Source organism: uncultured Allobaculum sp. (assembly GCF_948576815.1).
Lineage (GTDB): Bacteria > Bacillota_I > Bacilli_A > Erysipelotrichales > Erysipelotrichaceae > Allobaculum > Allobaculum fili.
Window position 1 is genome coordinate 18,361 of the sequence record NZ_CAPAEZ010000003.1, and the last position, 16,747, is coordinate 35,107.

Annotated in this window: 8 protein-coding genes; 1 reads left to right on the forward strand and 7 read right to left on the reverse strand. The window is 49.1% G+C overall.

The window, feature by feature from the left end:
* Nucleotides 1–148: 148 nt before the first annotated feature.
* The 3 genes from Q2J39_RS00675 to nifJ all read right to left on the reverse strand — a co-directional run bounded on the left by Q2J39_RS00675 (nucleotide 149) and on the right by nifJ (nucleotide 10,768).
* Nucleotides 149–6,049, reverse strand: coding sequence for a discoidin domain-containing protein (locus Q2J39_RS00675; RefSeq protein WP_288338825.1), 5,901 nt, complete (start codon nucleotides 6,047–6,049; stop codon nucleotides 149–151).
* A gap of 380 nt (nucleotides 6,050–6,429) precedes the next feature.
* The gene (traF, locus tag Q2J39_RS00680) at nucleotides 6,430–7,035 is read right to left on the reverse strand and encodes a conjugal transfer protein TraF (protein ID WP_230266856.1); all 606 of its coding nucleotides are present in this window, start codon (nucleotides 7,033–7,035) and stop codon (nucleotides 6,430–6,432) included.
* A gap of 199 nt (nucleotides 7,036–7,234) precedes the next feature.
* The gene (nifJ, locus tag Q2J39_RS00685) at nucleotides 7,235–10,768 is read right to left on the reverse strand and encodes a pyruvate:ferredoxin (flavodoxin) oxidoreductase (RefSeq protein ID WP_230266855.1); all 3,534 of its coding nucleotides are present in this window, start codon (nucleotides 10,766–10,768) and stop codon (nucleotides 7,235–7,237) included.
* A gap of 531 nt (nucleotides 10,769–11,299) precedes the next feature.
* Here nifJ and Q2J39_RS00690 point away from each other — a divergent pair.
* Nucleotides 11,300–12,022 carry a transposase gene (locus Q2J39_RS00690; protein ID WP_288338824.1) on the forward strand — a complete coding sequence of 241 codons (723 nt, stop codon included), beginning with the start codon at nucleotides 11,300–11,302 and terminating at the stop codon, nucleotides 12,020–12,022.
* 114 nt (nucleotides 12,023–12,136) lie between these two features.
* Here the strand turns inward: Q2J39_RS00690 and Q2J39_RS00695 are convergent, their stop codons facing one another.
* From Q2J39_RS00695 to Q2J39_RS00710, 4 genes are all read right to left on the reverse strand, one after another.
* A complete protein-coding gene (locus Q2J39_RS00695) occupies nucleotides 12,137–13,030 on the reverse strand; it encodes an IS3 family transposase (RefSeq protein WP_288820703.1) in 894 nt (297 codons plus the stop codon).
* Nucleotides 13,031–13,073: 43 nt separating this feature from the next.
* Nucleotides 13,074–13,463 carry an HTH domain-containing protein gene (locus Q2J39_RS00700; protein ID WP_288338822.1) on the reverse strand — a complete coding sequence of 130 codons (390 nt, stop codon included), beginning with the start codon at nucleotides 13,461–13,463 and terminating at the stop codon, nucleotides 13,074–13,076.
* 173 nt (nucleotides 13,464–13,636) lie between these two features.
* The gene (locus Q2J39_RS00705) at nucleotides 13,637–14,956 is read right to left on the reverse strand and encodes a hypothetical protein (protein ID WP_288338821.1); all 1,320 of its coding nucleotides are present in this window, start codon (nucleotides 14,954–14,956) and stop codon (nucleotides 13,637–13,639) included.
* 484 nt (nucleotides 14,957–15,440) lie between these two features.
* The gene (locus Q2J39_RS00710) at nucleotides 15,441–16,715 is read right to left on the reverse strand and encodes a glucose-6-phosphate isomerase (protein ID WP_288338820.1); all 1,275 of its coding nucleotides are present in this window, start codon (nucleotides 16,713–16,715) and stop codon (nucleotides 15,441–15,443) included.
* Nucleotides 16,716–16,747 lie beyond the last annotated feature (32 nt).

Here is a 16,747-nt window from a genome sequence, read left to right on the forward strand (position 1 = left end):
GGCAGCCGGCTTTTCCCGTTTCCCTGATTCCGGATGTACGGTCTTTGTCGTTCCATTCAAAAAAGCGGCAGTCCCGTCTGGGGCTGCCGCCATTTATAAAGCCTGAATTGGATTTTCGAAGCGCTTCGATGAAATCCGGTTAGTTCAGTTAGGCAAGTTTTTCTGCACTTGGTTTGATGCGGGCATTGAGCAGAGCCTGGTTGAGCTTGAGAGCAATGCTGTTGACTACAGCCTGGCTTCTCGGGCTTTCAATCATTTCTTCGGCCTCGGCAATGGCATCCTCCAGTGCAGTCCATGCTGCGTTCTGGACGTAATCTTCGGCATTGAGAGCCTTAGCGGTATCGACAGCCAGTTTCAGCTGTGTGGTATCCACATCGTCCGCCTTGAAGGCTTCTGCTGCATAGAAGTTGATTTCTGCCATGGATGCATAGGAATCGAGCTGGTCACCGCCGGACTTGAGGACTTTCACTTCAACATAGCGTGCATTTATGCTCGAGAAGGTCATTGTCTTCCATCCGCGGTCGGTCAGCTGTTTTGCACCGTGTTCAAATGTCCAGGTACCGACCGAAGTCAGGTTGTCTTTGTCATTTCCAGCAAGGAGTTCCACTTCGAACATGTCGCCGTTGTAGCGTCCTACGCGCGGCAGGAACGATACGTCCGTCAGATCATAGGACTTGCCCAGATCGTAGAGTACGTACTGCGGCATGCCGCTTGCGGTCGACCAGTTGGAATGCCAGTAGGTCGACTCATCCTTATCGAGGGAAGCGTCGAATGTACCTAAGCCGTCACCTTCCATTTCATCGTTGCACTGGGAAGAACCGCTGTCTACGACTACGCCTTCATCGCCGGTGTAGTTGATCAGATGGGACTTCATCGGTGCACGATACTGCAGAGAACTCAGAACGTTAAGCAGTTCAACGGTCGCATAGTCGACTGTATCCTGCGAATCGGAAGCGAGAGCGTCTTTTGCTTTTTTAATAGCCGCTTCCAGATCCGGTTTGGAAGAATCCAGAACGATGCCGTCTGCCAGTGTCTTTTTGGCACGGGCGATGGCTGCGTTCAGCTCAGTAAGATCAATGAAGTTTCCAACTTCTACTTCGTACGACGCTGTCTTAGCTGAGTCGGTTGCGGAAGCCACAGTAATGGTCGCTTTACCCGCTTTCTTACCGATAACATACCAGGTAACGTCGCCGCCATCCTGTACGCAGTCAACTGCAGCTACATCTTCGTCAGAAGAGGAAACGGTGAATACGCCGGAAGCCTGCGACGGAGTAACCGTTGCGTTCACTTCACTGATGGAACCGAGGTTCAGCTGTTTTTTGTTCGTGGAATCGGCTGTAATCGATTCAACCGCGATTGCACCCGGCTGGATGATGTAGAACTCGCAGAGCGTAAGGGTTCCGTTGGTCGGATCCGCATCACTCGCCGTTGCACTGCCGCTTTCTTCAACGGTGAAATCGATGTTTGTAACGTTTACGTTTTTCTTAGCATCCGGGATAGTGAAGGTGTATTCCGTCGATGGCTGATCGTAATTGCCGCCGGAATAGGTTTCCTTCGATCCGTCCGCAAAGGTGATTTTTGCACTGACTTTACGTACTTTACCATTGAAGGTAAGCGCGCCAGCCGTCACGCGGAAGCTCTTGAGCGGAGCCGGTTCTTTTAAGCCCATATGGATGGTCACTGGAACTTTATGGGTATTTACATCCCATGCAGATCCATCCGTTTTCCATGTGAACTCAAAGTCGCGGCCGTCCGAGCCGTTAAAGAGTCCGTCGAAGTTTTCCTGCTGGATAAGAGTCTGTACGTTTGTACCGTTATCCGTTGGCAGGGCTTCGTTGGTGATCGTCATGTTCAGATCCGAACGTGCGAGCACTTTATCCTGCGGAGCAGGAACGGAATCTGGATCAAATCCATGCTCGTAGGTGCGATCGATGCAGGAACCGGTCGGGCCGATCACCATTGTGTTCTGCGCCAGGTTGATATCCGCACTGGTGCCGGCTTTCTTCGCCTTCAGCTGGAAGGCAGCCACTACACGGGTACCGGAATAGAGGGCTTTATCTCCTCGGTTAGCGAAGGCCACGTTGACTGTACCGTGCTTGTTAGTATACGTTCTTACACGGCTGAGGTCTTCCATATCGCCAAGGAACGGTGAACCGGTTACACCGGATGTTCCGCCTGGAACGAGGGCTTCAAACGTGTCCGTGCTGTAATTGAAGAGAGCACCCAGAGCATTGGCATTCTGGATATTGTTGCCGTAAAGCGAAACGGTAACGATATCTCCTGCATTGAAGGTCGTCTTGTCGGCCATGAAGAACAGGTTGCCGGACGGTTCGCCTGCCTTGGTCGTTCCGCCATCGAGTGCCTTCATGGTGAAAGAGTAATCGTATACGTCGTAAATGTTGTTGTTGTTCAGGTCCGCATGATGCGCTGCGATCTGACTGTCGAATGTCGAAGTGTCTGGTTCGGATTTCTGGAGACCCAGATAGTTCTTCATGTTCGAGTAGTCTGCATCGCTGACTTCTGCACGCTGCAGGTTGCTTCCTAATGCCCAGCCGTTGGTTCCGTCTTTCTTATTGATGCGGATTTCGCTGGCAGAGAAGAAATTGCCTACCGAAGCTCTTGGAATCAGACGGACATAACGTGCTGCGGAATTGCTGGCCGTTTTCAGGTCAACAACTTTTGTCTCGGCACTGCGTTCCCAGTTCTGGCGCTCCAGATCGGTCCAGTGTACGCCATCCAGAGAGAGGGCGATATCCATGGACGTTACGGTACCGTTGCCGCGGTCGTCACGCGGATAGTATTCGATCGAATCGAGATCATAGATCAGACCAAGATCTACGGTCATGCTTTCGCCGATGGCTTTTCCGCCGGAGTGGAAGCCGCCGTCGCCGGACTGATAAATGTGGTCAAAGGCAAGTTCTGGATCGTGGTTGCCGTAAATATCGCCAGTCCAGGTAATGCTTTCTGGTGTCGGGGTATTTCTCCACGGGTCATCCAGAGTAGAAACGGTGAGTTCACTGGACCAGTTGGAATAGCCGTCTGCCGTTCTGGTTCTGGCCTTGAACGTAAACGCGGTATTGAATGGCTGATCGCTGAGTTTCAGTTTTGGTTTTTCTGTGTGGTAGATCTGGCTGCCGACCATTACGTCATAACCAGTTGCGCCGTCTACTGCCGGCCAGGAAAGTTCGATCGAAGAAGAAGTAATTTTATCTTCTGCCGGAGCACTCAGAACTGGAGCCGGGATCGACTCAACGAGAACATCCTTGCCGGATGCCTGCGTATTTTCGAAACCGTTGATGGTTGCGGTCTGCGCGTTTTTGTTTACATCCGTTTTCGCAAACTTCACGTAAACTTTCGGTGCATTGATGATATGCATATTCGCAAAGTCTTCATCACCAGCGTATTTGTTCATTTCTGGCTCTGCATCGTAGAACCAGCCGGATTCGTTTTCGCCAAGCTTTTCAAACGCATCAAGCGAAGCGACTTCATTTCCTGCCGCACCGTTGATCTGAACGGATGTCGGCTTCTTGGATACGTTCACAACAAACTTGGTCTGGCGGTTGGAATCGTAGCCTTCGTATGTACCCTTGCTGGCTTCAGCGGTTAATACTGCCTTATCGCCGTTTACAGCGGAAGTAAAGTGCGTTTCGACATGATCGCCGTAGTTGATGGAGTTGATCGTGCCGTAGTCATCATCTTCTGTAATGGTCGAGTTGGCGGTCATGCCGTCATCTTCGTACAAGGTGTAGTCTGTTGTTCCCTGCGGATAGAATTCAACAATACGTTTTGTCTTGTCGAGACCATCCGGGTTGTCTTCGGAAATGGCTACCGGGTTGTTGTTTTCTTCGTACATTGGAATAATGCTTCCGCCGCGAACGAAGAGCGGGAGTTTCCAGAGCGGTGCGTCAAAGTTGGAAATGATCTGGCCGCCTTTGTACTGTTCGCCGGTGAAGTAGTCGATCCAGGTATCGTTTTCGTCGCCTGGCAGGAAGATGTCGTTACGAACGTCATTTCCGGTTTCTTCATCCATCTCGGTATCCTGATAAACTGGAGCAACGAGGAACGCGTCGCCAAACAGATACTGATACTGTGTTGCTTTGGAAGCGGCATAGTCGGAATCATCCGCGAGCATCATGGCACGGATCATTGGCAGACCCTGGTCATTGTTGCCGGTGCCGTCCTTGCCAAATTCAATGTTGGCAGCCGAAGCGGCAGATGTATAAATGTATGGCATCAGCTGAGCTTTCAGCTTGAGGTACATTCTGGAGATGCCGGTATACGGATCGCCATGGGTGTATGGAGATTTAACATAGGAGCCCCAGCCGTCCATGTCCAGCATAGTCGTGGTGAACGTCTTCCACTGGTAGTCACGAGTAGCGATAATTGGTGCACCGCCGAAAATACCGTCCATATCGGATCCAATGTTCGGGTTTCCGGAGAGGGACTGACCAATATATGTCGGAATGTGGAAACGGATGTATTCCCAGTTTCCGCCGTACTGGTCGCCGGTCCAGATTGCACCGTAACGCTGTGTTCCGGCCCAGCCGTCTAGGGTAACAATGTTTGGACGAGTGGAAACGTCGCCCGTTACGATATCGTAAGCGGTTTTGATGCCGTTCAGACCGAAGGTATAGCCCGAACCTACCCAGGCTACGTCGGTTTTAAGCGTAGTAATACCGCCTGTGTTTACCTCGCCCCTGAAGTCACGAACGAGCTGCTGTTTTTCGGAAGCGATTGGAGACAGGTTGGACTGTGTCCAGAGACCGGTCGATACGCCATGTGCATTGGCATATTCGGTGAAATCGTGCAGGTTCTGCAGGTTGGCATCCAGAGAAGCCTGTCGTTCGGCTTCTGTTCCGCCTGACTGATCGTAACCATTCTGGCCATAGCCGCATCCATAACCATCGTTTGGCAGGAACCAGCCAAATGGCATATCGTTAGCTTGATAACGGTCGATAACCGCACGAGCTGAATACTCAAGCGGCGCATCCGCTGCTTTGAATTTGTCTGCATTGACGGTCGGTTTTACGCCGTTCAGAGATTCCGCATGAGTTCCTTCTGGCAAAATGTATCCGGATGCCATACCGTTTTCATAAAGCGTAGTTCCCGCAGAAGTTGAAGGTTCGCTGCCTTTGATTGTCCATCCTTTACTGCCGGTTGTATCCCAGGAGTCACGGTTGTAACAGTTCAGATGGCCCAGATAGAACGCATATTCTGGAAGCAGAACCGGATTGCCGGTAACTTTGAAGTAATCCTGCAGCAGGTCTTTGGACACCTGTGCCTTTTCATCGGCGCCAGATACGAAATAGTAGGCGTCGAATTCCCGCTCTTCATGCTGAGCGGAAACGGTGCCGTCGGTAGTTTTACCAAAATCATACGTACCTGGTTTGAAGGTGTTGCGCAGAACACCGTAACCGTTTGTGGACCAGTAGAACGGGTTTGGCGAAGCGACGCCCCCATCGGTCCAGTTGTTCGTATTGGAAATGGAGATCGATTCGCCGGTATGAACGAAACGTCCGTTCTGGGTACCGCCGCCATAGAAATCTTCGCCTTCATTGGAGACGAGTTTCTGCGCGGTTCCGCTTGGCGAAAGGATAAGCGGTTCCTTTTCCTGCATAACCGTCTTATCGCCGGATTTGACGGTCATTTTGCCGTCGGTTTTTGAAAATTCAATTTTCGTAGTGCCGCAGGAAATGGTGAATTTAGCATCATCTTCTGCAATCGAAGCGGCTGGATGCGTATACGTACCCGATTCATCCGGCTGTGCCTGGATTTTGGCAGTGCCGCTGTCCGTTGCATACTTCGAGAACTGCTTGGTTGGGTCGATGTTGTAACGGAAGATGCTTTCTTCGAGAAATGTAATCCGCCCTTGATTGCCATCCGCGAAGGTAACGTTAATCACGTTGTCTTTCGAACCCTTTTCAACTTTGGAAATTGCGTTGGAATTCACTTCTTCAGCCTGAATCGTCACCGGCATAGCGGTAACAACCGTTCCTAAAGAAGTCGCAGCAGAAAGTGCAGCCAGCGCAAATCTTTTATGGAATTTCACAGAATCCTTCCTTTCTTAGGTTTGTTTTCCGTCATAATTTGCCCGAATCCGGAAAACTGAAAGCGGTCTGAGACCTACGACTATTTTAAACAATAGTTCAAACGGAAAAAAGCGCTTTCACAAAAAGTGTAAAATGTATTGAATCGGTAAGGATTTTTATTAATTTCTACAAATAGTGCAAATGTTCGTGTCTATTTATCCTGCACATACGTTCAGCGACTGGTATACAAATTCATCTTTTTACAGTCTTTTCCATTTTTTATCACGCGTATGCAGTTTTATTTAACAGTTTTTCAAAATTGCACTGGACTTGTCGCTGTCGATTTTGATTAGAACGGCTTACCAGTTCCCGCCTTCTTGCGCTCAAATAAAAAGATCGGCTAGTTCAGCCGTTCCAGATCGTATTTTTCTACAAACTGTCTGAGTCCGTCGAGAGAATAATTATCTGCGGTATGGTCGAGAAGATTGACCTTATCCTGAGACTCAATGTAATAGAGCGCAGGTGTTCGACCGACGCCGGCGGTCAGATACTCGAGCATCGTTTCCCGATCTTCCGGAATGTACATTTCTTCTGCCTGGGTCAGAGATACTTCATAAACCGTCAGCGGGTGGTCTTTCAGAAATTCATTGAGGACGGTATCGAACTCGGCACAGTACGAACAGTCGTCCTTGACATAGAGCAGAACAAACTGCTCATCCTTATTTTTCTTTGTCAGAGCCTGATCGAGTGTAAGGCGAACCCGTTTGCCGGTCTTCCCTTTCTCTGTACCCGAATCCTCGCTCGAGCCCAATTTTGGAGTTTGGGTCTGTGCGCTGGAGACACTGCTCGAAGAACTGGCCGTGTTCGTACTGGACGATGCATTCGAACAGCCGCTCATAAGAATGAGCGCACCGCACAGACACAGCGAAAGTGCCCTCAGCCGCTGTGTCGACGATGTTCTGTATTTCTTTTTATCTCGTTTTAAAACGTCTCTGTTTCGTTTCATATCTCAGATTCCTCTTTGTATCGGATATGGATTTCAAATCTATCCGCATACGGAATTTATACCACAGACTTACACATCAGCCTACCCGCTTTTCCGATCCGCGAATGGACTGATTTTTCAGAAAACGACAAAAGGACCGTTTCTTACGAAAAGAATCGGTCCAGTTGTTTATTCAGTAGGATTCAGCGAAACGTTCGACTTAGAGTCCTTCTTTTTCGATGGCTTTCAGACGATCTCTGCGACGTTTTGCATCAGCAGCAGCTTTTGCGAACATTGCATCGGATTCTTCTTTGCCTTTCAGTTTAGCCAGCTGTGCATAGCGAGCTTCCTTGAGCATGAAGGCTTCCATCTTGGAGTAGTCAGGTTCTTTCTTGGAGTCAATTGTGAGCGGGTGTTCCTTGTTTTCCGGGTTGTAACGGTACAGGTCAACATATCCGCATTCAACAGCTTCTCTCTGAACCTGCTGATGGTTGCCGAGGCCGCCCTTGATACCGTGCTCAGCGCAAGGTGCGTAAGCGATGATCAGGGATGGTCCATCGTAAGCTTCAGCTTCCTGGAAGGCTTTCAGAGTCTGGTTCTTGTCAGCACCCATGCAGACGGAAGCAACATATACGTGTCCGTAAGTCATGGCAATCTGGCCAAGGTCTTTCTTCGCAGTGGTCTTACCGCCAGCAGCGAATTTAGCAACAGAGGATCTCGGAGTAGACTTGGAAGCCTGTCCGCCTGTGTTGGAGTAAACTTCGGTATCCAGAACGAGGACGTTTACGTTTACGTTGTTCGCCAGAACGTGGTCAAGTCCGCCGTATCCGATATCGTAAGCCCATCCGTCGCCGCCGACGATCCAGTTGGACTTGTCAACCAGGTCATATCCAGCGAGGGACTTAACGTCTTCATCGTAGTCAGCTTCTGCGACGAGTTTCTTGATTTCTGGTTCAAGAGCTCTCTGTTTGTCGCGATCGTTGCCTGCAGCGATGTACGCTTCCATTTTTTCCTTCAGTTCCGGAGCAACCTTATCCAGGTTGTCTTCCATGATCTTCAGGATCTTCGCCTTGTTCAGGTTGTTGGCAAGAGCCATACCGTAACCGAATTCAGCGTTGTCTTCGAACAGGGAGTTTGCCCATGCAGTTCCGTTGCCGTCTTTGTCTTTTACGAACGGAGTAGACGGGTTGGCACCGCAGTAGATGGACGAGCATCCTGTAGCGTTGGCAATCTGCATGTCTTTACCGAAGAGCTGGGAAGCCAGACGGTAGTAAGGCGTTTCACCGCATCCTGGGCAGGATCCAGGTACTTCGAAGTAAGGCATCTGGAACTGGGAACCCTTGATTGTGGATTTCGGGAACAGATCGGATTTGTATTCGGTGTGCTTGAAGAGGTAGTCAGCCAGCGGATCGTACTCGAGCTGGGAGTTGACATCAACCATCTTGAGGGCTTTGTTGCCTTTTTTGCCCGGGCACTCAGAAACGCACAGACCGCAGCCTACGCAGTTGCTTGGAGATACCTGAACGCGGAAACGCAGGTCGGTATCTTTCTTGCCCATCAGAGGCAGCGTAGCGAATTCCATCGGAGCGTCTTTTACTTCTTCCGGTGTCAGCGCGAAGATACGGATTGTAGCATGCGGGCAGACGAAGGAGCAGAATCCGCACTGAATGCAGTTTTCAGGATCCCATTCCGGAACTTTAACGGCGATGGCACGTTTTTCGTTGAATGCAGCGTTGTTCTGCATGGTTCCGTCAAGAACACCGTGTTTGGTGAAGGAGGAAACAGGCATGTTGTAGCCTTCGAGGCCGTTGATGCGAGCTGCATATTCATCCCAGTAAGCGTTGCCGGTTGGCTGACGGAGTTCGCTTACAGGCAGGTCAGACCAGGCTTTGTCTACTGCAACTTCAACAAGTCCGTCTTTACCCATGTCGATGGCTTTGTAGTTGAGCTGAACGATATCGTCGCCCTTCTTGCCATAGGATTTCTTCGCTGCTTTCTTCATCAGATCAACAGCTGTGTCGTATGGCAGAATCTGAGGGTTCAGCGCGAAGAATGCAGACTGCAGAATGGTGTTGGTACGACGACCCATTCCGATTTCGCCGGCAATCTTGTTGGCATCGATGATGTAGAACTTAGCATCCTTGTCAGCGAGTTCCTTTTTCAGACGGTTAGGCATGTGCTTAACGATTTCGTCCTTGTCAAAGGAAGTGTTGAGCAGGAAGGTTCCGCCTTTCTTCAGGTTGTTGGCCAGATCGTATTTGAACATGTAGGAGTCCAGAGATACGGAAATGAAGTCGGCGTTGTTGATGTAGTACGTTTTATGGATTGGTTCGCTTCCGAAACGCAGGTGGGAACGCGTTACGCCGCCGGCCTTCTTGGAGTCGTAAGCGTAGTAGCCCTGAGCGTACATGTCGGTGTTGTCACCGATGATTTTGATGGAAGACTTGTTGGCGGATACAGTACCGTCAGATCCAAGACCCCAGAAGAGGCACTCGGTTGTCTTGCCGTCATCAATTACGAAGGAATCATCGAACGGGAGGGATGTGTTGGTAACATCGTCCACGATACCGAGGGTGAATCCGTTTTTGAGTTCGTCGCCTTTGAGGTGATCGAATACAGCCTTGATGTGTTTTGGAGCTGTATCGTGGCTTCCAAGACCATAGCGTCCGCCGATGATCTGGATGTCTTTGTCCTTGAGAGCAGCTACAACATCGAGGTACAGAGGTTCGCCGAGGGCGCCGCCTTCTTTGGAACGGTCAAGAACAGCAATTTTCTTAACGGTGGAAGGAAGAACGTCAACCAGGTATTCTGTGGAGAACGGACGGAACAGATGAACTTTGATCATGCCGACTTTTTCACCGGCTTTGTTCAGTTCATCGATGGTTTCCTTAGCGGTCTCGGTTACAGAACCCATAGCGATGATGATGTTTTCTGCTTCTGGATCACCATAGTAAGTGAAAGGAGCATATTCACGGCCTGTGATCTCGCTGATTTTCTTCATGTAGTCAGCTACGATTGCAGGTACGTTTGCATAGTGTGCGTTGCGAGCTTCTACGCCCTGGAAGAAGATGTCATCGTTTTCGTTGGCACCGCGTGTAACAGGGTTCGTATGCGGCTGCATAGCGTTTTTCTTGAATTCAGCAAGAGCTTCGTAGTCGATCAGATCTTTGTATTTGTCTGTATCGAAAACTTCGATCTTGTCTACTTCGTGAGAAGTTCTGAAACCGTCGAAGAAGTGAAGGAACGGTGTATGTGCCTTGATGGCGGCAAGGTGAGCAACACCGGCAAGGTCCATAACTTCCTGTACGGAATGGCTGGCCAGCATTGGGATACCGGTCTGACGAACAGCATATACGTCAGAGTGGTCACCGAAAATGTTCAGAGAACGGCTTGCAAGGGAACGAGCCGCAACGTGAAGTACAACTGGAAGGTTTTCACCAACCCATTTGTAAATATTCGGGATCATCAGAAGAAGACCCTGAGATGCGGTAAATGTTGTTGGGAGAACACCGGCCTGTGCAGCACCGTGAACGGCACCGGATGCACCGGCTTCAGACTGCAGTTCCGCAATTTTAACGACTTCACCGAAAGTGTTCTTGCGGCCCTGGCTAGCCCAGGCATCCATGGATTCAGCCATCGGGGAAGATGGTGTGATCGGGTAAATGCAGCTCATGTCCGTCAGCGCATAGGCGTTATGGGCAGCAGCTGTGTTACCATCCATGGACTGGAAAATTTTTTCTACTTTTTCTGCCATGTAGAGTATTTCCTCCTTTTGAATGTATCTACATACGTGTTTATTATGACGCAACGCAATTCTTTTTGAAAGTGAATTCAATTGGCCGGCCCGTTCACGCGGTTAGTCCAACTTAACACAGGGTGTCTTTATGCGCTTTCTTCGGACTGCACAAAAGTGTAAATATCTGTAAGCCTTTACATACAGTTGTTTTTACATTTACTGTAATCTTTTCGAACAATGGTAAATCTTTATACGTTCCGGCCATTCTTCTTTACAGGATTCGAAATTCTCACGCCAGACATTGAAAAAATTGAAAGCCCATGCCCTTTTTGCCCCTTCCTCAGCCGGGCTGTCCATTGTACGAATCGGATGATTTACGTGCTCGATTCGGCTTAGAACCTGTCCGCAAAAATCGTCTTCCAGACCATAAAAAATAAAACTCAGAAAGAAGAACGCATGCCCACTTCTGCGGAAGCAGTTTGATAAGCTCCCCGGCGAACAGACACGTGAATTATACAAACGTGTTCTTCTAGAAAGGGAGCTTTTCTTATGGGACGAAAATCCAAATTTTCTCCTGAAACCAAGCTGGAATGTGTTCAACAATATATCTCCGGTGTGGGGTCTGGTGAACTCTGCAAACAGTACGGCATTCTTGATCCGCAAACGATCACCAAATGGGTTGGGATCTATATGCGTGATGCTGCCACGGGATTGATCACACCTAGCGTAAATAAAGAATATTCTTCTGAGCTGAAACAGAAAGTGATTGCGGAATATCGTTCAGGGCAAGCATCTTTGAGTCAACTCTGTCTGAAATATCATATTTCTGCTGTCTCAGTAATCCGAGACTGGATGAAAGCCGATACTATTTCTCCAAATAAAGGAGGAACTAAAGTGGCAAATCGTAAGAAGAAGCAATCCGCAAAATCATTCACCAAAGAGCAGAAAATCGAAGCGGTAAAGTGGTGTCTTGAAAATGATAAGGATTATCAGAAAACCGCTCATCATTTTGGCTGCACGTATACACAGATTTATAACTGGGTCCGGAAGGCTGCCAGCCAGGGCAACGAAGCGCTGGAAGACCATCGAGGAAAGCGAAAGCAGGAAGCGGATCTGACAAATGAGGAAATGGCTTCACGACGAATCAAACAGCTGGAGTCAGAAAATGAACTTCTGCGAAGGGAGAATCTTCTGTTAAAAAAACTCGAACAAGCAGAAAGGAAGTGGTATGAGAAGTGGTATGAAGGGTACCCCAAGTCAAGGACAATTTAAAAGAGAGTAAAACTATCTGTATCTTTACCTCTGGTCAATGACTGGTCTTTTGGTTAAGCGAACTGCACTGGGTCTTCCGGGAGGGGCACCGCCGATTTTTCCCCTCAGAACTCCTTAGGAATCCAGGTGTTCTGAGGGAACGGTAACTCCGGAAATCGGATATACACCTGTTACCTGGTACTGGTAAAACTCGTTGGGAGCCAGCTTGGCCAGCTGCCACTGATAACGTCTGTTGTTGTAGTAGTCGAGCCATTCTGTGATTGCGGCCTTTACCTCATCGAATGAAGACATCGCCTTGATTCTGATTTTAAGGTCATCCTTCATGTGGCCGTGAAAACTCTCGATTGGTGCGTTATCCCAGCAGTTTCCACGGCGGCTCATCGATTGGCGCAGCTTGTGGCTCCTTACCAGATCAATAAAGCTGTAGCTGGTATAGTGGCAGCCTTGATCGGAGTGAATGATGGAGTCTGTATTAAGTTCAGATCCGTGGTTCTTCATCAGATCTTTGACCGTTTCCATGACGAAATCCACTTCCAGTGAAGGGCTGAGACGCCATGCCAGAATCTGCTTGGTATACGCATCCAGAATTGTTGAGAGATAGCAGGTGGATCCGGAATACTGGATATAAGTAATGTCTGTCAGAAGGATTGAGTGGGGACCATGCAGCTCAAATTCCCGCTTTACCAGGTCAGGTGCGACATTACTGGTTTTCAGTGCTTTGGCCATACGGCGGTGCGGATTTGCCTTACGTATCGGGCAGACAAGATGGAATTTCTTCATAAGACGTCTGATTTTCTTGAGGTTCATCGTAATCCCCTGGTGCTGCAAACCCATGTAAATGCCCTGTGCTCCTCTTGGATATCGGTTTGAGGTAAACACTCCAAGAATTAGCTCAAAGTCTTTGCGATCCTGCTCTTCACGGGCTCTCCGGGCTTCTTCCTGTTTCAGCCAGTTGTAATAACCAGAGCGGCTGACATTGTTCAGGGCGCAGAGCTCAGAGACAGACATATGGTTATCCGGATCACTGCAGATTGACTGAATCAGCCGAAATCTACTGCTGGGTACATTCATGACAAGTGCCTCTACTTCCTGGAATTGGCCAGTAAGATAATTTTTTTAGAGCATTCAGCTCTGCTTTTAGACTTCTGATCTGAGCAGAAAGGCTTTCAACATCCTTTGACTGGTCTGGAGAAACGGTCTGCTTAGCTTTCTTACGGGCTAACCTGTCTGCAGCGTTATAGATTCTGGAATCTCCAAGAATTTTGGGATCATACCCCTTATTCCTGAAGAAGGCTTTAGGGCTGGATCCATTTTGAAGAGCCTGCCAGAGTTCGTCTTTGAATTCCTGGGTGAAACGGATCATGGAATCGGAAACGAACTGAGTATTGGGATTGGCTTCGAGGAGTCTGATCTCCTCATCAGTAAAACGGCGACGTGTCATGTTGATTACCTCCTGCAGCGGATAGTTGATACAGGTAGTGTCTCATTTACACGGATCAGACACGAGAGCGTTTTAGAAAAAGAAGAACTGTACTGTAATCGGGGAACACTCTGTTTTGTCTGTCCATAGGACAGGGTTACTCTCTATTTTGTGTCCAGATTACGGGGTACAGTTTAATTGGAATTGTGCCCGAGGATAATGACGTTTTTCTGCTCAATCCAGTAATCGGGATTGAGTTTAGCCGTGACATGGCATTTCCGGGCCGGTTCGGTGACTTTCATGTACTTCTCATCCGAAGCCGAATAGAAGAAATAATGACGGCCGCCGGAGTCCATCGAACTGAGCGGAATCGCGCAGGGATGGGACGGCAGATATTCGCTGATATAGGCTGGATCATCAAACACCGTTCGCTCCTCGACCTGAAACGTAGTTCCCTGGTTGGAGAACAGTTCGGTATAGACCTTATTGAGTTCAGGCATCAGGCAGAACTGGGAGAGAATGCGGCCGAGCACTTCGTGGACGCGAATCGGTACGATATTGCATTTGCCCCGCACCTGTTTGTAATGAATGATTTTTTCTACGAGCTTTTCCGTCCAGGGATCGGAAATTTCGACAATAATTATCTGATCGTCATCCGATTCCTGACTGGATGTGATGTCCGCTACCTGCATAAGCGTCTTGATGATCTGCGGATTGCCTTTCTGCTTTTCCTGTTCCAGATCTCTCTGTTCAAACTTGCATACGCGCCCTGCTGTGTCATTGACGAGAATGACGACCGCACGGGCGTGCTTTAAGGCAACATCGTTGAGCTGCTTGGAAGAAAAGACATCGCCCTGCCGAACGATCACCGTCAGATTGTCATAAATCCGGTTGCGCCGGTAATACATATTCCCTTCCAGCCATCCCATTTTCTGGCATTTTCTGTGCAGCCTGGTATTTTCCCGGTGAATCGTATCCTGTATGCGTTCGCTGATTTCCTTTTTGATCTCTTCCACCTGACCGTCGGTCAGAACGACAACTTTTTGCGGAGTCGGGCAGAACAGCAGGTCGTTGATAATTTCCGAAGCCCGGTTATTCCAGTTCAGAATGACGAGATGACCGGAAATGTTCAGTGCATGATTTCCCGTACGCGAGTTGTCCACAAAGTCGGAAATGTAGTTGGTAATGTAACCGATCACGGCGCCGGTAAAAATCACCATGCCGATGATGACAATCACAATGCATACGACCGCCAGAACTTTCTTGGATCCGGTCGCCATATCCACAACGGTATCCGCGTTGCCCGCATCGAGTACCATCATGACGGAATAGTAGAGCGACTCCCAGAAGCCAAGCGTTTCCGTTCCCGGCAGCGCCAGGTTGTCGATGATCAGAGCGGCGACCAGAAAGAAAATCACGTTGAACAGCAAAATGATCGCCAGTACGACCTGCGACGGATTTTTCGCCACTTTAATCGACAGCCATTCGGCAAGCGGCATTTTCCTTTTCTTCATCCTTTCTTCTCCTTTTCCTCTCTGTATTCCCGGACTGTCATTCGTGATCCTGCAGTTCACAAAAAGGGCATATTCTTCGAAGTCCTCGAAGATGCCTGTTCTGCCTTACCCAAAGGAAAAATCTGCACATTTTCCGGATTGTCAAATCCATAGCCGGGCAATACGTATCCAACAGATACCCGGTAAAGGAGGAAAATGGGCAGATTGTTTATTTTTACATGTCACGTTGTATTTTATGTCAAACGTATTCCATACTTTTGACGTTTTCCATTCGCTGAACCCGCGCTTAGGCCGGCTTTTTGAAAGCAGCCCTGCCGGATTTCCATTTTGCGCTTTTCTGCGTCCGGATCGAACGCATCCTTCCTGGATCCGGCTGTCTTTTTAAGAAAGCGCAAAAAAAATGAGCGAACTGAAGACAGTCTGCTCATCTCTGGGGAATCAAAACGGGTTTTCGAAATGGAAACGTGCTTGCCTGAACTCTCGACTATTCTTTGCCGAGCAGTTTGAACATGTTCTTCTTGTAGACTTCAACGCCTGGCTGGTTGAACGGGTTGGATCCGTTGAGCAGCGTAGTCATAGCGATGGCCTTGAAGAAGAAGGCGCACATGTTGCCGAAATCGTAAGCGGTCATGCCTGGCATAGTCATGAGAATGTTTGGAACATTTCCGGTCACTTCATGGGCCTGCAGGGTGCCTTTGGCAGCCATCTTGTTGACCCAGTCAATGCTCTTGCCGGCGAGATAGTTCATGTTGTCCAGGTTTTCGTCATCGTGCGGGAAGGTGATGTCGAGGGCTGGCTGATCGACGTACAGGTTCGTTTCAAACAGAACTTTCTTGCCGTCCTGAACGAACTGGCCAAGGGAGTGCAGATCGGTCGAGAAGACAGCGGAATCCGGGAGAATACCCAGACCGTCCTTGCCTTCGGATTCGCCGAAGAGCTGTTTCCACCATTCAGCGACTTTCTGCATCTGCGGTTCGTATTCTACGAAAAGTTCTACATCGTAGCCCATGTTCTGTAGAATGCGGCGGGCAACGGCATACTGGTAAGCCGGGTTCTTGTCGACATCGGCGTCGCCGTATTCTTTCATGCCGTCAGCGAGACCTTTCATCAGATCATCGATGCTGATGTCAGCAACGGCGATTGGAAGCAGACCGACTGGAGTAATTACAGAGAAGCGTCCGCCGATATTATCTGGGATGACAAAGGTTTCGTAGCCTTTTTTGTCGGCAAGCGTTTTGAGGGTGCCGCGGGCACGGTCGGTCGTTGCGACAATGCGGTTTTTCGCTTCATCTCCGTATTTTTCGTGCATGAACTGTTCAAGAATACGGAACGCGATGGATGTTTCGGTCGTAGTTCCGGACTTGGAAATAACGTTTACCGTTACGCGTTTGTCCTTGATGTAGTTCATCACCTGAGCAATGTAGGTAGAAGAGAAAGTGTTTCCGGTGTAGATGACTTCTACTTTCTGGTCTTCGGGGTAAAGACCGTTGATCATTTCAATTGCAGCACGCGGGCCGAGATAGCTTCCGCCGATGCCGCAGACAACGAGAACGTCGCTGTTTTTCTGAATGCGCTTTGCGCAGTCTTTGATGCGGGCGAATTCATCGCGGTCATAGTCTTCGAACCAGGTCATCCAGCCGATGAAGTCGTTGCCTTTGCAGGTGCCTTCGACGAGCTGTTTGTCGTACATGGCAACCTGGTCTTTCCAGGCTGAGCAGGACTCGTTCAGTTTTGCGTGAGACAGATCAAGTTTAATCAAATTTTTTTCCTCCTGACTGACACGGGTAGTAT

What these genes read in the sequence shown, in the direction of transcription:
- Q2J39_RS00705 (WP_288338821.1), bottom strand. Translation starts at nt 14,956, where the DNA reads ATGAAGAAAAGGAAAATGCCGCTTGCCGAATGGCTGTCGATTAAAGTG.
- Q2J39_RS00700 (WP_288338822.1), bottom strand. Translation starts at nt 13,463, where the DNA reads ATGACACGTCGCCGTTTTACTGATGAGGAGATCAGACTCCTCGAAGCC.
- nifJ (WP_230266855.1), bottom strand. Translation starts at nt 10,768, where the DNA reads ATGGCAGAAAAAGTAGAAAAAATTTTCCAGTCCATGGATGGTAACACA.
- Q2J39_RS00695 (WP_288820703.1), bottom strand. Translation starts at nt 13,030, where the DNA reads ATGTCTGTCTCTGAGCTCTGCGCCCTGAACAATGTCAGCCGCTCTGGT.
- Q2J39_RS00690 (WP_288338824.1), top strand. Translation starts at nt 11,300, where the DNA reads ATGGGACGAAAATCCAAATTTTCTCCTGAAACCAAGCTGGAATGTGTT.
- traF (WP_230266856.1), bottom strand. Translation starts at nt 7,035, where the DNA reads ATGAAACGAAACAGAGACGTTTTAAAACGAGATAAAAAGAAATACAGA.